Origin of the sequence: Marinobacter sp. DSM 26671 (assembly GCF_900112835.1) — a bacterium.
Taxonomy (GTDB): domain Bacteria; phylum Pseudomonadota; class Gammaproteobacteria; order Pseudomonadales; family Oleiphilaceae; genus Marinobacter; species Marinobacter flavimaris.
The window spans coordinates 26500-49461 of the sequence record NZ_FONF01000018.1 but is presented as its reverse complement, the minus strand read 5'-3'; the positions used below and the strand labels follow the sequence as shown (position 1 = coordinate 49461).

General features: G+C 57.9%; 21 protein-coding genes. 11 read left to right on the top strand and 10 right to left on the bottom strand.

The window, feature by feature from the left end; translation table 11 throughout:
• Positions 1–18: 18 nt before the first annotated feature.
• The 3 genes from BM035_RS17065 to trxA all read right to left on the bottom strand — a co-directional run bounded on the left by BM035_RS17065 (position 19) and on the right by trxA (position 1591).
• Entirely contained in the window at positions 19–252 is a 234-nt protein-coding gene (locus BM035_RS17065) for a hypothetical protein (protein ID WP_014578277.1), read from the bottom strand.
• A gap of 63 nt (positions 253–315) precedes the next feature.
• Complete coding sequence (locus BM035_RS17060; protein WP_014578278.1) at positions 316–642, bottom strand: hypothetical protein; 327 nt, start codon at positions 640–642, stop codon at positions 316–318.
• 85 nt (positions 643–727) lie between these two features.
• A complete protein-coding gene (trxA, locus tag BM035_RS17055) occupies positions 728–1591 on the bottom strand; it encodes a thioredoxin (protein ID WP_014578279.1) in 864 nt (287 codons plus the stop codon).
• A gap of 207 nt (positions 1592–1798) precedes the next feature.
• On the opposite strand from trxA, the gene lon reads away from it, so the two are divergent.
• On the top strand, positions 1799–4249 hold the full coding sequence (gene lon, locus BM035_RS17050) for an endopeptidase La (protein ID WP_092033282.1): 2451 nt from the start codon (positions 1799–1801) through the stop codon (positions 4247–4249).
• Positions 4250–4277: 28 nt separating this feature from the next.
• On the opposite strand, the gene BM035_RS17045 is transcribed toward lon, so the two are convergent.
• Positions 4278–4772 (bottom strand): MarR family winged helix-turn-helix transcriptional regulator, encoded by a 495-nt coding sequence (locus BM035_RS17045; protein ID WP_008171562.1) that lies wholly within the window; start codon positions 4770–4772, stop codon positions 4278–4280.
• A gap of 165 nt (positions 4773–4937) precedes the next feature.
• Between BM035_RS17045 and BM035_RS17040 the strand changes: the two genes are divergently transcribed.
• The 10 genes from BM035_RS17040 (at position 4938) to BM035_RS16995 (ending at position 14667) form a co-directional block, all read left to right on the top strand.
• Positions 4938–5846 (top strand): TPR end-of-group domain-containing protein, encoded by a 909-nt coding sequence (locus tag BM035_RS17040; RefSeq protein ID WP_008171560.1) that lies wholly within the window; start codon positions 4938–4940, stop codon positions 5844–5846.
• 154 nt (positions 5847–6000) lie between these two features.
• On the top strand, positions 6001–7113 hold the full coding sequence (locus BM035_RS17035; RefSeq protein ID WP_008171558.1) for a branched-chain amino acid ABC transporter substrate-binding protein: 1113 nt from the start codon (positions 6001–6003) through the stop codon (positions 7111–7113).
• A 161-nt stretch (positions 7114–7274) separates the two neighbouring features.
• Positions 7275–8198: a high-affinity branched-chain amino acid ABC transporter permease LivH gene (gene livH, locus BM035_RS17030; RefSeq protein ID WP_008171556.1), complete on the top strand. Its 924-nt coding sequence runs from the start codon at positions 7275–7277 to the stop codon at positions 8196–8198.
• On the top strand, positions 8198–9469 hold the full coding sequence (locus BM035_RS17025) for a high-affinity branched-chain amino acid ABC transporter permease LivM (protein WP_008171555.1): 1272 nt from the start codon (positions 8198–8200) through the stop codon (positions 9467–9469). The genes livH and BM035_RS17025 overlap by 1 nt, the downstream gene beginning before the upstream one ends.
• A gap of 6 nt (positions 9470–9475) precedes the next feature.
• The gene (livG, locus tag BM035_RS17020; RefSeq protein WP_008171552.1) at positions 9476–10231 is read left to right on the top strand and encodes a high-affinity branched-chain amino acid ABC transporter ATP-binding protein LivG; all 756 of its coding nucleotides are present in this window, start codon (positions 9476–9478) and stop codon (positions 10229–10231) included.
• A 9-nt stretch (positions 10232–10240) separates the two neighbouring features.
• Entirely contained in the window at positions 10241–10942 is a 702-nt protein-coding gene (locus BM035_RS17015; RefSeq protein WP_008171549.1) for an ABC transporter ATP-binding protein, read from the top strand.
• 240 nt (positions 10943–11182) lie between these two features.
• Positions 11183–11647, top strand: a complete 465-nt coding sequence (locus BM035_RS17010) for a DUF3015 domain-containing protein (protein WP_008171548.1) — start codon at positions 11183–11185, stop codon at positions 11645–11647.
• An 89-nt stretch (positions 11648–11736) separates the two neighbouring features.
• Complete coding sequence (locus BM035_RS17005; protein WP_008171546.1) at positions 11737–13602, top strand: Lnb N-terminal periplasmic domain-containing protein; 1866 nt, start codon at positions 11737–11739, stop codon at positions 13600–13602.
• A complete protein-coding gene (locus tag BM035_RS17000; RefSeq protein ID WP_008171545.1) occupies positions 13572–14450 on the top strand; it encodes an alpha/beta hydrolase in 879 nt (292 codons plus the stop codon). Before BM035_RS17005 ends, BM035_RS17000 begins: the two co-directional genes overlap by 31 nt.
• Positions 14437–14667 (top strand): hypothetical protein, encoded by a 231-nt coding sequence (locus BM035_RS16995; protein WP_008171543.1) that lies wholly within the window; start codon positions 14437–14439, stop codon positions 14665–14667. Before BM035_RS17000 ends, BM035_RS16995 begins: the two co-directional genes overlap by 14 nt.
• On the opposite strand, the gene pnp is transcribed toward BM035_RS16995, so the two are convergent.
• The 6 genes from pnp to nusA all read right to left on the bottom strand — a co-directional run bounded on the left by pnp (position 14643) and on the right by nusA (position 22911).
• On the bottom strand, positions 14643–16757 hold the full coding sequence (pnp, locus tag BM035_RS16990) for a polyribonucleotide nucleotidyltransferase (protein ID WP_441295082.1): 2115 nt from the start codon (positions 16755–16757) through the stop codon (positions 14643–14645). The two genes, BM035_RS16995 and pnp, sit on opposite strands and share 25 nt — an antisense overlap.
• 358 nt (positions 16758–17115) lie before the next feature.
• Positions 17116–17385 (bottom strand): 30S ribosomal protein S15, encoded by a 270-nt coding sequence (gene rpsO, locus BM035_RS16985; protein WP_008171539.1) that lies wholly within the window; start codon positions 17383–17385, stop codon positions 17116–17118.
• A gap of 78 nt (positions 17386–17463) precedes the next feature.
• Complete coding sequence (gene truB / locus BM035_RS16980; RefSeq protein WP_053113039.1) at positions 17464–18405, bottom strand: tRNA pseudouridine(55) synthase TruB; 942 nt, start codon at positions 18403–18405, stop codon at positions 17464–17466.
• Positions 18402–18824, bottom strand: a complete 423-nt coding sequence (gene rbfA, locus BM035_RS16975; RefSeq protein ID WP_008171536.1) for a 30S ribosome-binding factor RbfA — start codon at positions 18822–18824, stop codon at positions 18402–18404. Before rbfA ends, truB begins: the two co-directional genes overlap by 4 nt.
• A 25-nt stretch (positions 18825–18849) precedes the next feature.
• Positions 18850–21399, bottom strand: a complete 2550-nt coding sequence (gene infB, locus BM035_RS16970; RefSeq protein WP_092033276.1) for a translation initiation factor IF-2 — start codon at positions 21397–21399, stop codon at positions 18850–18852.
• 18 nt (positions 21400–21417) lie between these two features.
• Entirely contained in the window at positions 21418–22911 is a 1494-nt protein-coding gene (nusA, locus tag BM035_RS16965; protein ID WP_092033274.1) for a transcription termination factor NusA, read from the bottom strand.
• Between the last annotated feature and the right edge of the window lie 51 nt (positions 22912–22962).

Sequence of the window (22962 nt, the reverse complement as noted above, 5' to 3'; positions counted from 1 at the left end):
ACGGGGCCGCTTTGCTTTTCAGCGATTGGAACGACGCGCTTTCCAGTTGGGAATAACCCAAAAGACCAGGGCTCCGAACACAGCCCCGATAATGCCAATCAACGCTACCTGCAGACCACCATTACCCAGAACCCCATCCTGGACGTTCTCCATCGCCAGCAAGCCGGCAATGAGGATCCATGGAGTGAGAAGAATAAGGGCGCTCAAAGCCAGAAATCGCTGAATTCGACGATCATCTTTTCGACTACGCATAATGACCTCTCCCAATAAATGAGCCTATGAATACTGCATCTATTAGTCATTGGATCAGGTTCGTTATTTTTGCCTCACAAACTTGGGCACAAACCCCTCTGGCTTGTCCCTGAGCCACTCAACAAACGTCCGCAACTCCTCCAGCTGCAGCAGCTTTTCCCGGGTGTTGAAGTACAGACCCAGTTCGTATTCCGAGCGAGCTTTATGAATGGCGTTATGACACGGCCTGCACACCCACAGGGTTCGGGTGATCAGATCTTCTTTGGTGAACAGTTTCTGGAAGCGCTTCTTCCGATGCAGGTGCTTGGGGATAAGGTGGTGCCGGGTGAGCCTGGCAACCGGGCGTTCGCAGAGTTCGCAATTGTCTGGCTGGGGTGGGAGCTTGAGCATTGTGTTTGCTTGAACGAGGGCCGGATGAAGACATTCACCCGGCCCCGGATTCAACCTCGGGTTCTGATCTCCCCGAGCAACCTAATCAGTGCATCAGGGTATAGAGCTTTCGCCGATAGGTCCGCACATCCGGGTTATTGTTACCCAGCTTGTCGAACAGCTCGATCAGCGTTGTCTTGGCCACTTCGTCCTTGTATTTACTGTCCACCTGCATCAAACGGATCAGAAGATCCATGGCCTCGGCGTTGTTCTCCTGTAATACGTGGTGGAGCGCCAACTGATGCAGAGCGTTCGGGTCTTTGGGATCCTGCTCCAGCGCCATTTCGAGATCCTTGATCGGTGGCAGCTCGGCAGACTGCCGGAGAAACTTCAGGCGGGCCGCCAACTGCTTTGCCTGGTGCTGCATCTTCTCCTCCGGCGGAAGGCTTTCCAGTACCTGTTCAGCCGTCTCAAGATCACCCATCTCCGCTTTCAGCTGGGCAAGATCAATCAGTACCTTCAGGTTCTCGGGATCCTCCTGGTTCATCTGCGACAGGATGGCCAGCGCTCCCTCAACATCGCCCTCTTCCCAGATCCGATGGGCCTTGTCATACGGATCCTCCTTTGGCGCTTCAACATGCTTGTCCAGAACCTTGCGGATTTCGTTTTCCGGCAGCGCACCGTTAAATCCATCCACCGCCTGGCCATTCTTGACCAGAATGACCGTTGGCAGACTGCGCACACCAAGGCTGGAGGTAAGCTGCTCTTGCTCGTCCGCGTTCACCTTGGCGAGCATGAACGCGCCCTGGTAATCCTCAGCGAGCTTTTCCAGCAAGGGCATCAACTGCTTGCACGGAGCGCACCACTCAGCCCAGACATCGACCAGAACGGGTGTGCTGGCAGAGGCTTCCATCACCTTCTGCTGAAAGTTTTCCATGGTAGCGTCAAAAATATACGGAGAGTTGCTCATGCAAGGCACCTGAAAAGTCGTATGAATCATCGGAAACTGCCAGAGACATGGGGCCAACTCCCGGAAATTCAAGCGCCAACAGCGCCAACCCAACTCCTTGAAATCACCGTATCTGCCGTTACATAGCTAATAAGCAACGCCCCGGGGCAACGACGCAGCAGCCCGTCCCGGGCAGATTCACAACCTTTCCGGATGGATACTCGCGGCATGAATGATGAGACGCAAAACGATTCACTAGAGGAATTCGAAGAGGACGTGACCGAATATATCGGCAAGGACGAGCACAGCAAGAGCCTTGCCCTGCCCCAGCAGATGATGCCCCGGCGCATGTACGTGCTGCCGGTTTCGAACCGTCCGTTTTTCCCGGCCCAGGTGCAGCCTGTGGTGGTCAACCAGAATCCGTGGCAGGAAACCCTGAAGCGGGTCGGCGAAACCGACCACAAGGTCATGGGTATCTGTTTTGTGGAAGAAGAGGATGCGGAGGCAGGCGTTCCTGCCAGCGAACAGCTGGAGACCGTCGGCTGCGCCGTGCGCGTACATCATGCCCAGAATGAAAGCGGCAAGGTTCAATTCATCGCCCAGGGGCTTCAACGCTTTCGGATTGTCCAGTGGTTGCGCCGCAAACCGCCTTACCTGGTTGAAGTGGAATATCCGGCAGAACCGGAAGAAGAGGCAGACGAACTCAAGGCCTACACCCTGGCCATTATCAGCGCGATCAAGGAGCTGCTGCGCACCAATCCGCTGTACGGCGAGGAGGTAAAACAGTACCTGTCCCGGTTCGGGCCGGATGACAGTTCTCCGCTTGCCGACTTTGGCGCCTCGATGACCAGCGCTCCGGGTAACGAATTGCAGGATGTGCTGGACACCGTTCCCCTGCTCCGCCGCATGGAAAAGGTCCTGCTCCTGATGCGCAAGGAACATGAAGTCGCTCGGCTGCAGTCGGAAATCAGCGAGGAGGTTAACGCCAAGGTGCAGAAGCACCAGCGCGAGTTCTTCCTGAAGGAACAACTCAAGGTCATCCAGCGTGAGCTGGGCATGGCCAAGGACGACAAGACCGCAGACGTGGAGCGTTTCGAGCAGCGCATGGCAGAGCTGCAACCGCCCGAGGCTGTGCAGGAGCGTTTCCGGGATGAACTCGAAAAACTGCAGGTGCTGGAACAGGGCTCCCCGGAATATGGCGTTACCCGTAACTATCTGGACTGGCTGACCCAGGTTCCCTGGGGCGTTCACTCGGAAGATCACTTCGATCTGGCCGAAGCAAGGCGAATACTCGACCGCGATCACGACGGCCTCGACGATGTGAAAGACCGAATCATCGAATTTCTGGCGGAAGGAACGATCAAGGGCGAGGTCAGCGGTTCGATCCTCTTGCTGGTAGGCCCACCGGGCGTTGGCAAGACATCGATCGGCCATTCCGTGGCGGATGCACTGGGGCGGAAGTTCTATCGCTTCAGCGTTGGCGGCATGCGGGACGAAGCTGAAATCAAAGGCCATCGCCGCACTTATATCGGCGCCATGCCAGGCAAGTTTGTCCAGGCACTGAAAGATTCAAAAGTGGCGAACCCGGTCATCATGTTGGATGAAATCGACAAGATCGGTGCGTCCTTCCAGGGCGACCCGGCCTCTGCCCTGCTGGAGACACTGGACCCTGAACAGAACCGCGACTTCCTGGACCACTATCTGGATGTCCGCATGGACCTCTCAAAGGTTCTGTTCATCTGCACCGCGAACCAGCTGGACACGATTCCGCGGCCGCTGCTGGACCGCATGGATGTCATTCGTCTGTCCGGCTATATCGCGGAAGAGAAACTGGCCATCGCCAAGCACTTCCTGCTTCCCAGACTGCTGAAGCGGGCTGGGCTGCTGAAAAAGCAGCTCAACATCACGGACGCAGCGATCAAGCAGGTTATTGAGGGCTATGCGCGAGAGGCCGGCGTGCGGAGCCTGGAAAAACTCCTGCACAAGATACTCCGCAAGGGGATCGTGAAGCTGCTGGAAAACCCGGACCAGCCGGTCAAGGTGGGCGTGTCGGATCTGCAGAGTTATCTGGGGCGGCCTTCGTTCAAGAAAGAGAAATCCCTGAAAGGCACCGGCGTTGTCACTGGCCTGGCCTGGACCGCCATGGGCGGAGCCACCCTGAGCATCGAGGCCTCCAGGATTCACAGCGCACAACGCGGCTTTAAACTGACGGGCCAGCTGGGTGATGTCATGAAAGAGTCCGCAGAAATCGCCTACAGCTATGTGTCCTCAAACCTCAAGCGCTTCAAAGGCGACCCGACGTTCTTCGACAAGTCCTTCGTGCACTTGCACGTGCCCGAAGGCGCCACGCCGAAGGATGGCCCCAGCGCCGGTGTCACGATGGCCACCGCCCTGCTGTCGATCGCACGCGGAGAGGCGCCACAACAAAACATCGCCATGACCGGAGAGCTCACCCTGACCGGACAGGTGCTGCCGGTAGGCGGCATTCGAGAGAAGGTCATTGCGGCGCGTCGGCAGAAAATCAGTAACCTGATCCTGCCGGAAGCCAATCGGGGGGATTATGAGGAGCTGCCGCAGTACCTGAAGGAAGGCCTGGCGGTGAACTTTGCCAAGCATTACAGCGATGTTTTCCAGGTGTGCTTCGCCAATAAGCCGAGGAAAGGGTCTTCGGTGCACTAATGGCAGGAGAAAGCCTGGCTCATTGAGGTCAGGCTTTCTCCTTCCACCCGTCATCCTTCAGAACCGACCCAACGGTTAGCACCGGTGATGCATCAATATCATCGGCATCCATCATGTTGGCCACCCGCTGAAGCGAGGCCAGAATCATGGTTTGCTCCCACTCCGCCAGGCTCTGGAATTTCTGAATGAAATCCTCTTGCAACGGATTGGGCGCCCGGGCCAGAAGATCTGCACCTTCCTCGGTCAGGTGCGCGTGAACCTTACGTTTGTCCTGGGTGCTGCGTACCCGATAAACCAGTTTCCGATGCTCGAGGCGATCCAGGATGGTGGTTACCGTCGCCTGGCTGAGACTGACCTTTTCCGCAATGGTGCCGATAGTCACCTCGCCCAGATCCCGAATCGTTCTCATGATCAGCAGCTGGGGCCCCGTGAGCCCGGCATGCTTGCTGAGACGCTTCGAATGAAGGTCCGTCGCCCGGATAACCCGCCTGAGAGCTACCAGTACATCTTCATAACTGTTCACAGCAATACTCCGATTCGGTCATGGGAATTTCTTTATACCCCTAACTATTAGAGGTCTTTGCACCCATGATTGCAAGTCAGGGAGATTCCCGGCATTTCTTCGGCCTTCCACTATGCTAAGGTTTCCCACTTGTTCCACTTACGACAGACGGACGGAATGCGCCCGATGATCAAGTATTTCCTGCCTTTTCTTTTGATGACGACGTTCGCCGGTACCCTCTTCGCCCAGGATAAACTGGGGCCAGAGGGAGAACTCACCTCAGAAGACCTGAGAGAGAGCATCAAGACGCTGGAAAAGCCGATGTATACCCCTTTCATCGAGCTTTACCTGTTAGAAGAGAGCAAAGCGTTGCGCAAAGAAATGCAGAACACCCGCGCAGAACTGATCGAAAAGGTGGTAGACAAGGAACTGTCCGTTGCCGACAAAACCATGTCCTATGCCACCGATACCGTTACCTACTTCTTTTACTTGATCGCCGGCGCCACCTCCATTCTCGTGGTGATCGGCTGGAACTCCATCCGGGACATGCGCAATCAGCTGACCAGTCTGGCCGAAAAACGGGTCAACGAGCTGGTGATCGAGTATGAGCAACGGCTCGAGTTCATCGAGGACCAGCTCAAGCAGAAATCCGACATCATTCACCAGAACCAGGCCGAGATCGAGCGCACCAACGAAGTGCATTCCCTGTGGCTGAAAGCCAGCCAGGAAACCTCACAGCAGAACAAGATTTCCGCCTACGACCAGATTCTGGATCTTCGCCCGGATGATGTGGAAGCTCTGAGTTACAAGGCCGACGCTGTCCTGGAAATGCAGGAACCGTTGTGGGCCATCAGTCTCTGCCAACGCGCGCTGAAGCTTGCACCGGATAATGGCCACGCGCACTATCAGCTGGCATGCGCCTATGCGGAAATCGGCCGCTGGGAGGACGCAGTAAGCACCTTGAAGAAAGCTATTGAAATTTCCGAGGCATACCGCGACGATGCTTCCGTAGACGTTAGTTTTGATCAGCTGCGCGAACATGAGAGCTTCCGCGAGCTGGTCTACCAGGATGAAGAAAACAGCACGGATGCGTGACACCGCTCAGAGCGGCACGGGATTTGCCTCTGCAGACAGGCCCGTGTTCCGGACCAAACCCCAGACTCATCCAGTTGACAAGCAGCGGGGTGTGGTGCTTGTTTAACTCTCTGAGAACACAAGAATAACCCTGAAATAAAACAGGACAGACTCAATGAGAACTTCAGTAAAAAAACTCGTAACTGCTGTTAGCACTTCCGTAGCCCTGATGGGCGCCGGCCATGCCGCTGCTGAAATCCAGATCGGTATCGCCGGACCCATGACTGGCCCCGTTGCCCAGTATGGTGACATGCAATTCTCCGGTGCCCGCATGGCGATCGAACAGATCAACGCCAATGGCGGTGTCATGGGTGAAGAACTTGTTGCCGTCGAGTACGACGACGTGTGTGACCCGAAGCAGGCGGTAACCGTTGCCAACAGCCTGGTCAACGATGGCGTACGCTTCGTTATCGGTCACCTGTGTTCCAGCTCCACCCAGCCCGCTTCTGACATCTACGAAGACGAAGGCATCCTGATGGTGACCCCGGCTTCTACCAGCCCGGAAATCACCGAGCGTGGCTATGAACTGGTGTTCCGTACCATCGGCCTCGACAGCATGCAGGGCCCGGTTGCAGCCAACTACATTGCTTCCCAGAATCCCGAGCGCGTCGCTATTGTTCACGACAAGCAGCAGTACGGTGAAGGCATTGCGACTGCGGTTCGTGACACCCTGAAAGACGCCGGCGTTGAAATTGCCATGTTTGAAGGCATCACGGCCGGCGACAAGGACTTCTCATCGCTGGTAACCAAACTCAAACAGGCTGATGTGGACTACGTCTACTACGGCGGTTACCACCCGGAACTGGGTCTGATCCTGCGCCAGGCTGACTCCGCTGGCCTGGACGCCCGCTTCATGGGCCCCGAGGGCGTGGGTAACAAGGACATCAACACCATCGCCGGCGAAGCCGCTGAAGGCCTGCTGGTAACCCTGCCACCGGCATTCGACCAGAAAGCCGAAAACCAGGCGCTGGTTGAAGCGTTCGAAGAGAAAGGTGAGGATCCCTCCGGTCCGTTCGTTCTGACCTCCTACACCGCTGTCCAGCTGGTTGCCGAAGGCATTGAAGCCGCCGGCTCCACCGATCCGTTCGACGTTGCTGCCGCCCTGCGCGAAGGCACCTTCCAGACTCCGATCGGCACCGTTGAGTACGACAAGTCCGGCGACATGAAGTCGTTCGAGTTTGTTGTGTACGAATGGCATTCAGATGGAAGCAAAACTCCGGTAAACTGAGCCAAAATCGTTAACAAACGGTAATCATGAGAGCACCTTCTCACCGCGATCCGGGAGAAGGTGTTTTTCTAGGCTCCTGTTGATCCTCCCCACCTCCTGCCCGGATATCCCGGGCACGGGGTGTGGTCGTGGAGGGGGCAGGCTTTCGGAGTCCCATAACAATGCAAGACCTCCTGTATTTTTCTCAGCAGCTCATTAACGGGCTGACGATCGGGAGCACCTATGCCCTGATCGCCATCGGCTACACGATGGTTTACGGCATCATTGGCATGATCAACTTTGCCCATGGTGAAATCTACATGATCGGTGCCTACACGGCGCTGATTGCCATTACCGGCCTCACCGCCCTCGGCCTTGCCTGGCTGCCGCTGATACTGATCGTCGCCCTGCTGTGTGCCATGATCGTTTCCAGCTCCATGGGCTGGGCAGTGGAACGGGTGGCTTACCGGCCAGTGCGGGGGCGTCACCGCCTGATCCCGCTGATCTCCGCCATCGGCATGTCCATCTTCCTGCAGAACTACGTTCACCTGGCACAGGGATCCCGCAACATTGGTTTCCCGGCCCTGATTGACGGTGGTTTCAACTTCGGTTCCGGTGACGGTTTCCAGATGTCCCTGTCCTATATGCAGATCACCATCTTCATCACCACACTGATCTGTATGACAGCCCTGTCCCTGTTTATTTCCCGTTCACGGACTGGCCGCGCCTGCCGGGCCGTGTCACAGGACCTGGGTATGGCCAACCTGCTGGGCATCGACACCAACCGGATCATCTCGGCAACCTTTGTGATCGGTGCGGCACTGGCAGCCGTTGCCGGCCTGCTTCTGGGCATGTACTACGGTTCGGTTGATCCTCTGTTCGGCTTCATTGCCGGCTTGAAAGCCTTTACCGCAGCGGTACTTGGCGGCATTGGCAGCATACCCGGCGCGATGCTGGGAGGACTGATATTGGGCGTGGCAGAGAGCATGACCTCCGGCTACCTCAGCGGTGAGTACAAGGATGTGATCTCATTCAGCCTGCTGATTCTGATTCTGCTGTTCAAACCCACCGGCCTGCTCGGCAAACCGGAGGTTGAGAAGATCTGATGGCTGCTAACAATTTCAGACACGCACTTTTCTGCGCGTTCATTACACTGATCATTTCCTACCCGATCATTGGGTTCAATCTTGAGGCCCAGGGCATCAACGTGACCCTGACCGGCGCCGATGCCACCACCATCGTGATGGTATTGCTCGCGGCAGTGATCGTATTCCTGTTCCAGATGTTCCGGGAACAGATCATGGGAGGCCTGAAGAGCATTCCCCATCCTCTGCCCCAATCCAACAAAGAGCCGATGGCGGAAAACCGTCGGGCAAAGATTGAGTCCTGGGTACTGACCGGCATCGTGGTTCTTGCACTATTCTGGCCCTTCTTCGTGTCCCGCGGTTCCGTGGATCTGGCCACACTGGTGCTGATCTATGTGATGCTGGCCCTTGGCCTGAACGTCGTGGTCGGTCTGGCCGGACTTCTGGATCTTGGCTACGTGGCATTCTACGCCGTGGGCGCCTACACCTTTGCCCTGCTCTCCCAGTACACCGGCATTTCGTTCTGGCTGGCACTGCCTATCGGTGCTCTGCTTGCCGCCCTGTTCGGTCTGGTGCTGGGCTTTCCGGTACTCCGGTTGCGGGGGGATTATCTGGCCATCGTAACCCTCGGGTTTGGCGAGATCATCCGGATACTCCTGAACAACTGGACGACGCTGACTGGCGGCCCCAACGGCATTGGTGGCATCCCCGATCCAACCCTGTTCGGCATGGAATTCGGGCGCCGGGTGAAGGAAGAGGGCAACACCTCGTTCCACGAAACCTTCGGCATCGCCTACAGCGGTGAGCACAAGGTTATCTTCCTGTACCTCATTGCCCTGGTTCTGGCGGTATTCACCGCGCTCGTAATCCGTCGATTCATGCGGATGCCCGTGGGCCGGGCCTGGGAAGCACTGCGGGAAGACGAGATCGCTGCCCGCTCCCTGGGTCTCAGCCGCACCGCAGTGAAGCTGTCCGCCTTTACCATTGGCGCCTTCTTTGCCGGTTTTGCCGGCACTGTGTTCGCCTCCAAGCAGGGCTTCATCAGCCCGGAATCGTTTGTTTTCCTGGAGTCTGCCATCATCCTGGCGATCGTGGTTCTCGGCGGCATGGGTTCCCAGATCGGTGTGGTACTGGCGGCAATCGCTGTCACCATCCTGCCGGAACTGGCCCGTGAGTTCTCCGAATACCGCATGCTGATCTTCGGTGCCGCTATGGTGCTGATGATGGTCTGGCGTCCGCAGGGCCTGATGCCCATGCGCCGCATTCATATTGAACTCAAAAGGCAGGAGTGACAGACGATGCTTGAAGTACAGAATCTGTCCATGCGCTTTGGCGGCCTGCTGGCGGTAGACGAAGTGTCTCTGGACGTTCAGGAACACGAGATTGTGTCCATCATCGGCCCCAACGGGGCTGGAAAAACCACTGTATTCAACTGCATGAGCGGTTTTTACAAGCCCACGGGCGGCAAGATCCTGTTCGAGGGCAAGGAAGTACAGGGTAAACCCGACTACAAGATCTCCCGACTGGGTATGGTGCGCACTTTCCAGCATGTGCGGCTGTTCAGCCAGATGACGGTGGTGGAAAACCTGCTGGTGGCTCAACACCGCCACCTGAACACCAACCTGATTTCGGGCCTGATCAAAACCCCCAGTTACCGGACCAAAGAGCAGAAATCCCTGGATCGGGCCGCCTACTGGCTGGATCGGGTTGGCCTGCTGGATCTGGCCAACCGGGAAGCCGGCAACCTCGCCTACGGTCAGCAACGGCGTCTGGAGATTGCCCGCTGCATGGTCACCGAGCCCAAGCTGTTAATGCTCGACGAGCCGGCAGCCGGCCTCAACCCGGCGGAAACCAAGGAACTCAACCAGCTGATCATCAGCCTGAAAGAGGACTACAACGTTTCCGTAGTGCTGATTGAGCACGACATGAGCCTGGTAATGGATATTTCCGACCGCATCAACGTCATCAACCAGGGCCGCCCCCTGGCCAGTGGCACACCGGAAGAAATCCGCCAGAACGACGACGTGATCAAAGCCTATCTGGGCGAGGCCTGAGGTAAACACATGTTAGTACTAGAAGATGTCCATACCCACTACGGCAAGATCGAGGCCTTGCACGGGGTGTCTGTCGAAGTCAAAAAGGGTGAGATCGTCTCGCTGATCGGCGCCAACGGCGCCGGCAAGACCACGCTGCTGATGACCGTCTGCGGTAACCCCCGGGCCAGTTCAGGACGCATTTTCCTGGAGGGCCGGGAAATCACCAACGAATCCACGGCGCAGATCATGCGCTCCGGCATCGCCATTGTTCCGGAGGGGCGTCGGGTGTTCTCGGGCCTGACCGTGGAGGAAAACCTCCACATGGGTGGTTTCTTCAACACCAAGGCCGAAATCCGCAAGAGCCAGGAGCACGTCTACGAGCTCTTCCCGCGCCTCAAGGAACGTGAACATCAGCGTGCCGGCACCATGTCCGGCGGCGAGCAGCAAATGCTGGCTATCGGGCGGGCCCTGATGAGCAGGCCAGAGATGATCATCCTTGATGAACCATCACTGGGCCTGGCACCGCTGATTATCAAGCAGATCTTCGAGATCATCGGCCAGCTTCGCGAGGAAGGCATTACGGTTTTCCTCGTCGAGCAGAACGCCCACCAGGCCCTCAACCTGGCAGACCGGGGTTACGTGCTGGAAACCGGAAAGATTCGCCTGCACGACACGGGCAAGAATCTGCTCAACAACCCGGATGTCCAGAACGCCTATCTGGGCGGCTGATCCTGGATCCTTGCCTCGAAGCATAAAACCGGAGCATGCACGCTGCTCCGGTTTTTTTTTGGGCTAAATCAAATACTCACCAATCTTTAAACTTGCGTTGGCTGGATTTCAACTATACTCAGATCAACGGTCAACCTGTCTCCACAAGACCAGTCAGGGCCGTTTTCGCAATGCTGCTCCACGTCAGGAGCAGCATTGTGTATTGCGACGACAGCTTTAAACCACAGGAAGGAGTGGATAATGAAAAAACTGATCGCAGGTGCAATTCTTCTTGGTGCCTCTTCCATGGCCTTTGCCCAACCGGGCTGTGGCGTCGGTGCCATGATCTGGAAAGGACAATCCGGCATTGCCCCCCACGTACTCGCTGCAACCACCAACGGTACCTTTGGTAACCAGACGTTTGGTATGACCACAGGTACCCTTGGCTGCCAGACCAACCAGTCTGTTCAGTCCATGGCCATGTACATGGACAGCAACATCGACAAGGTGGCCCGGGACATGTCCCGCGGTTCCGGCGAGAACCTGGACACCCTGGCAGTACTTCTGGGTGTTGACGAAGCGGATCGCGATGCGTTCCGCAAGGTGCTGCAGGACAACTTTGCCACCATTTTCCCGGACTCTGACACCACCTCCGGCGAAGCCGTGGACGCCATCGTCGCGCTCCTGGAGCAAAACGAGTCACTCAGCAAATACGTAGCAGCCTGATCCAGGCTCCTTGAAGGGACTCTCATGCGCCAGGGACGGCGCATCGTTCCATTCTCTACCCTGTTCAACCCCGGATGCAGCACCAACCCATGGGCAACATGCTTCGCATTGGGCCAGCCCTGATCTGGCTTGCAGTCAGCCTGCCGACCCAGGCCAATTCGCCTGAACACGCAACCGAGCTCCATCTCGACCCTGCCTGGCTCACACTCATTCATTATCAACCCGACAGGTTTGGTAGCGGATATACCAGCCAGGCCGATGATCCGGCCTTTTTCCTGAGCGAAAATGGCAAGCACTCCCCCCGGGCAGAGCTCAAAGCCACCCTGGATGCTATCCAGATAGACGGGGAAGGCGACGACCACGCCCTCTGCCGCTTCCCGGCACGGGCGACCTGGCTCAGTCAGCAACTCGATCTGTCGCTACCGGAAATCGAGTGTCCCGGCTTCCAGGAATGGTCGGAAACATTGAACACCGAGACGGTGACCCTGGTGTTTGCCGCCTCTTACCTCAACAGCCCGTCTTCCATGTTCGGCCACACGTTTCTGCGCCTGGACCCACCCCAGGATGACGACGAAACCAACCTGCTGCTGGCCAACACAATCTCCTATGCCGCTGATGCCGCCGCCCACGACAGTGAACTGCTGTTCGCGTACAAGGGCATTTTCGGCGGCTATCCCGGCATCACTACGGTCCAGCCGTACTACGAGAAAATTCGGCTTTACTCCGACATCGAACATCGTGACCTGTGGGAGTACAAACTGAACCTTACCCAGGATGAAGTGGACCTGATGATTGCCCACGCCTGGGAAATACGGGATCGGAATTTTGATTATTACTTCTTCGATGAAAACTGCGCCTATCGCCTGTTGGCGCTGATAGACATTGCCCGCCCGGGCACGGACCTTTTGGGGGAAGTAAGCACTCACGCCATTCCGTCGGACACGGTTCGCTGGGTGGTCGACAAGGATCTGGTCAGCGAAGTCTACTACCGCCCCTCGGCTGCCACGTCGGTGGCCTACAGTCTCTCTAGCCTGCCCGACGATCAACAGACCCTTGCGGCAGCCGTCGCCAACGGATATGTAGCCGCTGATGGTAGCGAAGTGAAGTCACTGCCAGCCGAGCAAAGAGCACATGTTCTGGACGCCACCTACGATTATGTTCGATACAAGAGCGAGGCCGACGGCTGGCCCCGTGAAATCGCCGCACCACTCTCCCATGACCTGTTGAGAGAGCGCAGCCAGATCAGCGACGTCGCACCGCCCGAGGAACCACCCGAACCGGTAGTTCGGGATGATCAGGGCCACGACACCTTCCGACTGAGCCTCGGAGCAGGCCAGCAGGCACACAGGGAATTCACCCAGTTGACCCTGCGCCCGGCCTACCACGATGTGCTGGACCCGCCGGCCGGCTACCGTACCGGTGCCCAGCTGCAGTTCCTCCGACTCGACGCGCGCCTGTATACCGACAACGACGAACTTCAACTGGAACAGCTTACCGGCGTGGAAATCCGCTCCCTGAGCCCGCGGAACGCCTTTTTCTCGCCACTGTCCTGGCAGGTAGGTTTTGGTGGCCGCCGCACGGATACTGGCAACGATCGGGTCCTGACGCCCTATCTCGAGGGCGGAGCTGGCGGCAGCTGGCGCCTTGGCAACCAGACCCAGGCCTTTGCCATCGCCACCGCCGACCTTGAAATCGACGACGACCTGCGCCGAGGCTACGATGCTGCCCCCGGCGCCGACATCGGCCTGCTCCATCAGAACAACCAGTTCAGCCTGCTCGCCGGTGCCAAAACCAAGGCCTGGATCGTTAGCAGCCAACACCGCCAGGATCAGCTTTACGCCAAAGCCAACTGGCACATCGGCCGCGAGTTCAGTCTGTTTGCCGAGTTCACCCGGGAAGACCACTACGACAGGTATCAAAGCCTATGGCACGCCGGAATCCACGCGTATTTCTGACTGCCACCACGGCCCGGTTAAGCGGGCTTCTGGTTGCGCTTCTGCTGCTATCCGGTTGCAGCAGCGTTTTCTTTTACCCGGATCGGGTGACTTACATCACCCCGGACCGACTGAACCTCGAATACGAAGACATCTACCTCGACACGGCCGACGGCGAAACCCTCCATGGCTGGTGGCTGCCCGCAGAAGCCCCTGAGAACAACGCCAGGGGCACAGTCTATTTCCTGCATGGCAACGCCCAGAACGTCAGCAGCCACATCCTCAACGTAGCGTGGCTGCCCGAGAGAGGCTACAACGTCTTTACCATCGACTACCGGGGCTACGGCAAATCCACCGGTGACCCGGACATCGAAGGCGCGCTGCACGACGTGGAAACCGGCCTGCGCTGGCTGGCCAAAAAACCTGACGTGACCGACCGCCCCCTATACATCCTCGGCCAGAGCCTCGGCGGCGGTCTCGGAATCGCCCTGGCCAGTGAATGGACTCAGAGGGAGGAACAGCCCCGGCTGGACGGTGTAATCCTGGATGGTACCTTCTCCGGCTTTCGCAAGATCGCCCGGGAGAAATTAGGTGGGTTCTGGCTTACCTGGCCGTTGCAGATCCCGCTAAGCTGGACCATACCCGACGACTACGAAGGTGTGGATCATATTCCTAGGATCAGTCCGGTGCAGGTGATGGTAATCCACAGCGTTCGAGACGGGATTATTCCCTTTCATCATGGAGAGGCGCTGTTTGAGGCAGCACAGGAGCCCAAAGAGTTCTTGCAGACGGATACGCCTCACGGGGCGACGTTTGTTATTCCCGGGTACCGGAGAGAGGTGCTTCGCTTCATGAATGCTGGGCGATAGAGTGTGGGCGGCTGTTGGGTTTCCCTTTTCAAAAGTGTTGAGGGCCAAGGACGGCCCGAAACAAGCGCACATGGATGTGCTCGTAGCGTCTTTTGAAAAGGGAAACCCAACAGCCGCTTGCAACCAAGCCAAGCGCAAGAAAAAACCCGCCAATCCAGAGGAAAGGCGGGTTTTTATCAAGCCCGAAAACGATCAGGCAGAGAAATCGGTCGGCTGATCGCCTTCCTTGATTTCCTTCATGGACAGCTTCACGCGACCACGGTTGTCCACATCCAGCACCTTCACCAGAACTTCCTGACCTTCGCTCAGCTCGTCAGTCACGTTCTCGATGCGGCGATCAGAGATCTGGGAGATATGCACCAGACCATCCTTACCAGGCAGGATGTTAACGAAGGCACCGAAGTCTACAATGCGCTCTACGCGGCCCTTGTAGATGGCACCCACTTCAATCTCGGCCGTGATTTCCTTGACCCGGTTCACCGCCGCCTGGGCAGCTTCCTGGTTGTCGGCGTAGATCTTCACGTTTCCATCATCATCCAGATCGATGGAGGCGCCGGTCTCGTCACAGATCGCGCGGATAACAGAACCGCCCTTACCGATAACGTCGCGGATTTTCTCCGGATTGATCTTGATGGTGGTGATGCTCGGCGCACGGGCAGACAGCTCGGCACGAGGCTCGGAGATCACCTTGTTCATCTCGCCCAGGATATGCAGACGCGCAGCGTGTGCCTGCTCGAGCGCAAGCTCCATGATCTCGTCGGTGATGCCGTTGATCTTGATATCCATCTGCAGGGCAGTTACGCCCTCCTGGGTACCGGCCACCTTGAAGTCCATGTCGCCCAGGTGATCTTCGTCACCCAGGATGTCAGTCAGAACCGCGAACTTGTCGCCTTCCTTGACCAGACCCATGGCGATACCGGCAACCGGTGCCTTGATGGGTACACCCGCGTCCATCAGTGCCAGGCTGGAGCCACAGACAGAAGCCATGGAGCTGGAACCGTTGGATTCAGTGATCTCGGAAACCGCACGGATGGCGTACGGGAATTCTTCCAGGGTCGGCATAACCGCCAGAACACCACGCTTGGCCAGACGACCGTGACCGACTTCGCGGCGGCCCGGGGTGCCCACACGACCAGCTTCACCTACGGAGTACGGAGGGAAGTTGTAGTGGAACAGGAACGGGTCCTTGCGCTCGCCTTCCAAGGCATCAATGATCTGCACATCGCGGGAGGTACCCAGCGTGGTGGTCACGATGGCCTGGGTCTCGCCACGGGTAAACAGGGCAGAACCGTGAACGCTGGGCAGAACGCCCACTTCGATTTCGATCGGACGGACGGTTTTGTTGTCACGACCGTCGATCCGGGGCTTGCCATCGATAACCTGCTGGCGAACCACGCTCTTCTCGATCTTGCCGAAGTACTTTTTAACTTCGTCTTCGGAAGGCTGGCCTTCCTCTTCACCGGCCAGTTTTTCAACGGCAGCGGCTTTCACCTCACCCAGGCGCTCGTAACGGGCCATCTTGTCGCGGATGCCGTAGGCTTCCTCGATAGCACCGGCAAAGTCGGCCTTGATGGCGTTCAGCAGCTCTGTGTTCTCGGTCGCCGGCTGCCAGTCCCAGCGGGGCTTGCCAACTTCAGCAGCGAACTCCTTGATGGCGGCAACCGCTGTCTGCATTTCCTGGTGGCCGTAAAGAACACCGCCCAGCATCTGGTCTTCGGTCAGGCCCTTGGCTTCGGACTCAACCATCAGAACCGCGTCTTCGGTGCCGGCAACAACCATGTCCAGCAGGGAGGTTTGCAGCTCTTCGAAGGTAGGGTTCAGGAAGTAACCGCGCTCGTTGGTGTAACCCACACGGGACGCACCAATGGGGCCATCGAACGGGATACCGGAGATGGACAGCGCGGCAGAAGCCGCCAGCATCGCGGCGATATCCGGATCCTGGTTCTTGCTGGAGGACATAACCGTGGTGATGACCTGAACTTCGTTCATGAAGCCGTTCGGGAACAGCGGACGAATCGGACGGTCGATCAGGCGGGAGGTCAGGGTTTCCTTCTCGGAAGGACGACCTTCGCGCTTGAAGAAGCCACCGGGGATTTTGCCCACGGCGTAGGTCTTCTCGAAGTAGTTCACGGTCAGCGGGAAGAACGGCTGGCCGGGCTTGGCTTCTTTGGCGCCAACAACGGTGCCGAGAACGGAAATATCATCCACGGTTACCAGTACGGAACCGGTTGCCTGACGGGCAATACGGCCGGTCTCCAGAGTGACGGTTTTGCCGCCAAGCTCAAATGATTTCTTGAAAGGTTTCAGATCCACAAAAAACTCCTGGTCTATCTGTTCCAGATTGATTCGTTCCGGGCGCCCCTGCGCTCGAAACCATAGTTCTGCAGATGATGTACTGTGGTCTGAAGAGCAACCCGTCTGAAAGCTAACAGGCTGTTGCAAAACCCCGGTCTGGGAGGCGGCAGTTCCGGAGGCCGCCAGGCCCGGGCTTTTCAACAACCTGCTATCAATTTCGGCTTTCCATTACGACAGGGAATCCTTCGAACACACAGACAATCCAACTGCAGTGGGAAAAAACACAACCAGCAGTCCCCGCGAGGAGGACTGCTGGTTGACGACTGCCGCCGGACGTACCGGCACAGCCCTCAGGTCGTAAAGACCCGGATTAGCGACGCAGACCCAGACGCTGGATGAGCTCCAGGTAACGATCGGCGTTCTTGCGCTTGAGGTAATCCAGCAGCTTACGACGCTGGTTTACCATCCGGATCAGGCCGCGGCGGGAATGGTGATCCTGCTTGTTGGCCTTGAAGTGATCCTGCAGCTTGTTGATGTTCGCGCTCAGCAGTGCCACCTGAACTTCAGGGGAACCGGTATCGCCATCACCTTGCTGAAAATCCTTAACGATCTGTGCTTTCTCGTTGGCAGAAAGTGCCATAACTCACCTCATTGTTTGCGATGCTTTCGAATACGGCCGAACCGCGCATCTCTACAGCCCGGCTAGACAGCGACGCGCCTAACGCTTTCCGCTGCTTTTCACCAGTCGGCGTGGGACCAGATTGGTCTGCTCGCCTTCCGGGAATGCTTCTGCAAGCCCGACGAAGCTTTCGTTAGCGCTCTCATTCGCATAGAGACGCACGAACCCGTCGTAAGCCTGACCCGGTATTCTAACCGGTTGTCCGTTCAAGATCGATACCAGCGCCTGCCCCGCCAGACGGTGCTCGGGGAACATGGACAGCGCGGCATCCGGTGCCACGAGGAGACCATCAAGGCTTTCACCCCGTTCACGCATCGCCTCCAGATCACTCACGGCATGGGCATCGGCCAGGGTGAACCCGGACGCCATGGTACGGCGCAGCGCCGTCACATGGGCTCCGCAGCCCAGGGCTTCACCGATATCCTCAACCAGTGAGCGAATGTACGTACCCTTGGTGCAGCTGACCGCGATATCCAGTTCATTCTCGCGAATATCCAGGAGCGTCAGTTCGTAAATGGTCACCGGTCTTGCCGGACGTTCCACCTCGATACCTTCGCGAGCATATTCGTAGAGCGGACGCCCTTTGTGCTTGAGCGCCGAGTACATGGAGGGAACCTGTTGGATATCACCCCGGAAACCGTCAAGTAACGGCTCCAACACCTCCGCGGTGAGACCGGCCGGTACCGGTTTCTCGGCAACGACGGCGCCCTCACTGTCACCGGTTTCGGTTTGGACTCCGAGCCGGGCGGTGGCAATGTAGGCCTTGTCGCTGTCGAGCATCATCTGGGAGAACTTGGTGGCCTCACCGAAGCACAGCGGCAGCACGCCCGTGGCCAGGGGATCAAGAGCACCGGTGTGGCCCGCCTTGGCGGCCCCGAACAGGCGCTTCACCTGCTGCAGGATGCCGTTGGAGGTAACACCTGCCGGCTTGTCGATAACGAGGATACCGTTAACGTCACGGCCTTTGCGTCTGCGGCTCAAGCGTTACGCTCCGGGTCATCCTGATCATCGTCGGTGCGGTCAACGGCCGGCTTGTCGCCGACCGCTTCCCGAATGAGGCTATCCATTTTGCGGCTGTATCCCTGCAGCGTATCGAAGTGGAAACGCAGCTGTGGCACAACCCGCAGCTTCATTGCGCGACCTACCTGGCCCCGCAGAAAGCCCGAGGCTTTGTTGAGCACCGCAATCGATTCCCGGACCTCCGGAGACTCTTCCGTCAGTTCTTCGGTGGAAAGCAGGGAAACATAGATATCGGCGTAGCCAAGATCACGACTGACCTTGACTGCGTTGACCGTGACCATACCCACCCGCGGGTCTTTGACTTCCCGCTGGATGAGCTGGGCCAGTTCCCGTTGCATCTGATCGCCGATGCGATCAATACGACTGAACTCTCTTGGCATTAGGCTTCCTTCAAAATCGGGCGCATCACGCGCCGGTGGACTCAAGCTTGCGCTCGACCCGGACGCGATCGAAAACCTCGATCTGGTCGCCGACTTTCACGTCGTAACCCTTAACGCCAATACCGCATTCCATACCGTTACGGACTTCAGGTACGTCGTCCTTGAAGCGACGCAGGGATTCCAGCTCGCCTTCAAAGATAACCACATTGTCCCGCAGAACCCGGATCGGCTTGTTACGGTAAACCGTGCCTTCAGTAACCATGCAACCGGCCACCTGACCAAACTTCGGCGAACGGAACACATCACGCACGTCGGCGATGCCAACAATATCTTCGCGGAATTCCGGTGCCAGCATGCCAGTCAGGGCTGCTTTCACATCATCAATCAGGTTATAGATGATGCTGTAGTAGCGCAGATCCAGACCTTCCTGCTCAACCAGGCGCTTGGACGCTGTGTCGGCACGGACGTTGAAACCGAAGATAACCGCATTGGTTGCCATGGCCAGACTGACGTCGGTCTCGGCAATACCGCCAACACCGGACGACACGATCTTGACCTGAACCTCATCGTTACCCAGGTCCTGCAAGGCCTTGGTGATGGCTTCCAGCGAACCCCGAACGTCGGTCTTGAGCACAACATTGAGGGTTTTGACCTCGTCCTTGCCCATGTTCTCGAACAGGTTCTCAAGCTTGGCGGCCTGCTGACGCTGGAGACGCTGCTCCCGCTCGCGGCTCTGACGGAACTCGGCCAGCTCTTTGGCCTTCTTCTCGTCAGCAACGGCGAAGAACTCGTCACCGGCATCCGGTGTTCCGTTCAGACCGAGGATCTCGACCGGAATAGACGGGCCTGCTTCCTTGACCTGCTTACCGGCTTCATCGGTCATCGCACGGACCTTACCGAAGTAGGAACCGGCCACAACCATGTCGCCCTGACGCAGGGTACCGTTCTGTACCAGGACAGTCGCAACGGAACCGCGGCCACGCTCAAGGCTGGATTCTACGACCACGCCCTTGGCAGGCGCATCGGTTGCCGCCTCAAGCTCGAGCACTTCTGCCTGAAGCAACAACGCCTCCAGCAGATCTTCAATGCCCTCACCGGTGTGTGCTGAAACAGGCACGAACTGAACGTCACCGCCCCAGTCTTCCGGAATGACTTCCATGCCCGCCAACTCGGTCTTGACGCGATCGGGATCGGCCTCTTCCTTGTCCATCTTGTTGATGGCAACAACGATCGGCACCCCGGCGGAGCGCGCGTGCTGGACGGCTTCCTTGGTCTGTGGCATCACGCCGTCATCGGCGGCAACAACCAGGACAACGATATCCGTGCACTGGGCACCGCGGGCACGCATGGCGGTAAAGGCCGCGTGGCCCGGGGTATCCAGGAAGGACACCATGCCGTGATCCGTTTCTACGTGATAAGCACCAATGTGCTGGGTAATACCACCAGACTCACCGGAGGCCACCTTGGTACGGCGGATGTAGTCCAGCAGGGAGGTCTTACCGTGGTCAACATGACCCATCACGCTCACAACCGGAGCCCGCTTGGTCTTTTCGCCGCCCTCGAAGGAGAATTCGCTCAGAACCTCTTCCTCGAACGCATCGTCGCTGACGGTCTTGGCTTTATGACCCAATTCCTCGGTCACCAGAACGGCAGTTTCCTGGTCCAGTGCCTGGTTGATGGTGGCCATGACGCCCATGCCCATCAGGGTCTTGATAACATCAGCCGATTTGACTGCCATACGCTGGGCAAGGTCACCGACAGATATCGTTTCCGGAATCTCTACTTCTCTGACCATTGGTTTGGTCGGCCTCTCGAAAGCATGACGCTTCTCTTTGGGTTTCTTTTTCGCACGCAGCGGCTTGCGCAGCGTGGTCTCTTCCTCATCCTCGGAGATAACCAGCGGCTCTTCCACCGGACGACTGCGAGGACCACGATGGCCTGCCTGCTTCTTCTTCGGCTTGCCCTCTTCGATCTCGTCGCCGCGCTCACGAACTTTTTCTTTCTTTTTCTTCGGCTTGCGGTCCTTGCCATCGCCCTCGGGCGGAGGCATCGGCATATCTTCCGGAGCGGGAACCGGCTCGGGCTCAGGCTCCGGCTCTTTCTTCGGCTCGGCCTTCTCTGCCTGCTCCGGCTGCTCTGCAGTCGCTGCCTCTGCGGGCTTCTCTGCTTCCGGCTGCTGGGCCTGCTCGGCCGCTACCTTTGGCGCCTCTTCCACCGGTGCCTGCTCCGGCTGCTGCTCAGCTACCGGCTCTTCCGGTTTCGGCGCTTCAGCCTCAGGCTGCAATTCCGCCCGTTTGATGTAAGTACGGCGCTTGCGAACCTCAACATTGACGGTCTTTGCCTTGCCGGCCTTGAGCGTGGTGGTGGTCTTACGCTTCAGGGTAATCTTGCGCGGCTCGGCGTCAGCCTCACCGTGGGTCTTTCTCAAATAGGCCAGCAACTGCTGCTTCTCATCGCTGGAGACAGAGTCATTCTCGGAGCGGGCTTTCAGGCCAGCCTCCACAATCTGCTTCAGCAAACGATCCACGGGAGCGCCTACATCTTCGGCCAGTTGTTTTACCGTTACTTCAGCCATACTGGTCCTCCTCCCGAATTAAGCCTGGTCTTCAAACCAGGGGGCACGTGCGGTCATGATAAGCTGACCAGCACGCTCTTCATCCATACCTTCAATCTCAAGCAGGTCGCCAACCGACTGCTCTGCCAGATCTTCCATGGTGCGCACACCCATGCCGGCCAGTTTGAAGGCCAGGCTGCGGTCCATGCCGGCCATTCCCAGAAGATCGTCTGCCGGCTCGGCGCCCTCGAGCGCTTCCTCGCTTGCCAGGGCCTGATTCAACAGGACATCCTTGGCACGGCGGCGCAGCTCGGTGACGGTCTCTTCGTCAAAGCCCTCGATCGCCAACATCTCTTCCATCGGCACATAGGCCACCTCTTCAATAGAGGTAAAGCCTTCCTCGATCAGCACACCGGCAAATTCTTCATCAACATCCAGATTGCCAATGAAATGCTCGACAAGCCGGCTGTATTCCTGTTCCTGACGCTCACCGGCTTCTTCCTCGGTCATCACGTTCAGGGTCCAACCTGTCAGGTCGGTGGCCAGGCGGACATTCTGGCCGTTACGGCCGATTGCCTGTGCCAGGTTGTCTTCCGCCACTGCCACTTCCATGGTGTGCCCGTCTTCGTCCATCACGATGGACGCCACTTCTGCGGGGGCCATGGCGTTGATCACCAGCTGTGCCGGGTTGTCGTCCCACAACACGATATCAACGCGCTCACCGCCCAGCTCATTGGACACGGCCTGAACCCGGGAGCCACGCATACCAACACAGGCGCCAACGGGATCAATACGGCGATCGTTGGTCTTCACCGCAATCTTGGCCCGGGAACCGGGATCACGGGCAGCGCCGCGGATCTCGATCAGATCTTCAGCAATCTCGGGCACTTCGATGCGGAACAGCTCGATCAGCATCTGCGGAGAGGTGCGGCTGAGAATCAACTGGGGACCGCGGTGATCCGTACGGATCTCCAGCAGCAGCGAACGCACCCTGTCACCCATCCGGAACGTCTCGCGGGGGATCAGGAATTCGCGGGGCAGCAGCGCCTCGGCATTGGCGCCCAGATCGACAATCACGTTGTCGCGAGTAACCTTCTTGACGGTACCCGACACCAGCTCACCAACGCGGTCGCGGTAGCTGTCCACAATCTTGGTGCGTTCAGCTTCACGAACCTTCTGGAAGATAATCTGCTTGGCAGCCTGGGCGCCAATGCGGCCAAAGGCTTCGGATTCGATTTTCTCCTCGTGGATATCGCCAGGCTTCAGGGCCGGGTCGATTTCCTCGGCTTCCTGCAGGGTGAGCTCAGTGCCCAGCGCAGGAACGGCATCGTTATCCACCACCAGCCAGCGGCGGAAGGTTTCGTATTCGCCGGTTTTCCGGTCGATTGATACGCGGATATCCGCCTCTTCGTCTTCAAAGCGTTTTTTGGCAGCGGTGGCCAGTGCCAGCTCGATCGCTTCAAAAATCACATCCTTCTCGACACCTTTCTCGTTCGAGACGGATTCAACCACCAGCAAGATCTCTTTACTCATTGGATTGCCCTGCCCTTAAAATCAACTGTGCGTCCACGGACTTTATTCAAA

Coding starts and splice junctions, on each gene's coding strand:
- BM035_RS17065 (WP_014578277.1), bottom strand. CDS start 252: ATGCGTAGTCGAAAAGATGATCGTCGAATTCAGCGATTTCTGGCTTTG.
- BM035_RS17060 (WP_014578278.1), bottom strand. CDS start 642: ATGCTCAAGCTCCCACCCCAGCCAGACAATTGCGAACTCTGCGAACGC.
- trxA (WP_014578279.1), bottom strand. CDS start 1,591: ATGAGCAACTCTCCGTATATTTTTGACGCTACCATGGAAAACTTTCAG.
- lon (WP_092033282.1), top strand. CDS start 1,799: ATGAATGATGAGACGCAAAACGATTCACTAGAGGAATTCGAAGAGGAC.
- BM035_RS17040 (WP_008171560.1), top strand. CDS start 4,938: ATGATCAAGTATTTCCTGCCTTTTCTTTTGATGACGACGTTCGCCGGT.
- BM035_RS17035 (WP_008171558.1), top strand. CDS start 6,001: ATGAGAACTTCAGTAAAAAAACTCGTAACTGCTGTTAGCACTTCCGTA.
- livH (WP_008171556.1), top strand. CDS start 7,275: ATGCAAGACCTCCTGTATTTTTCTCAGCAGCTCATTAACGGGCTGACG.
- BM035_RS17025 (WP_008171555.1), top strand. CDS start 8,198: ATGGCTGCTAACAATTTCAGACACGCACTTTTCTGCGCGTTCATTACA.
- livG (WP_008171552.1), top strand. CDS start 9,476: ATGCTTGAAGTACAGAATCTGTCCATGCGCTTTGGCGGCCTGCTGGCG.
- BM035_RS17015 (WP_008171549.1), top strand. CDS start 10,241: ATGTTAGTACTAGAAGATGTCCATACCCACTACGGCAAGATCGAGGCC.
- BM035_RS17010 (WP_008171548.1), top strand. CDS start 11,183: ATGAAAAAACTGATCGCAGGTGCAATTCTTCTTGGTGCCTCTTCCATG.
- BM035_RS17005 (WP_008171546.1), top strand. CDS start 11,737: ATGGGCAACATGCTTCGCATTGGGCCAGCCCTGATCTGGCTTGCAGTC.
- BM035_RS17000 (WP_008171545.1), top strand. CDS start 13,572: ATGGCACGCCGGAATCCACGCGTATTTCTGACTGCCACCACGGCCCGG.
- BM035_RS16995 (WP_008171543.1), top strand. CDS start 14,437: ATGCTGGGCGATAGAGTGTGGGCGGCTGTTGGGTTTCCCTTTTCAAAA.
- rpsO (WP_008171539.1), bottom strand. CDS start 17,385: ATGGCACTTTCTGCCAACGAGAAAGCACAGATCGTTAAGGATTTTCAG.
- rbfA (WP_008171536.1), bottom strand. CDS start 18,824: ATGCCAAGAGAGTTCAGTCGTATTGATCGCATCGGCGATCAGATGCAA.
- infB (WP_092033276.1), bottom strand. CDS start 21,399: ATGGCTGAAGTAACGGTAAAACAACTGGCCGAAGATGTAGGCGCTCCC.
- nusA (WP_092033274.1), bottom strand. CDS start 22,911: ATGAGTAAAGAGATCTTGCTGGTGGTTGAATCCGTCTCGAACGAGAAA.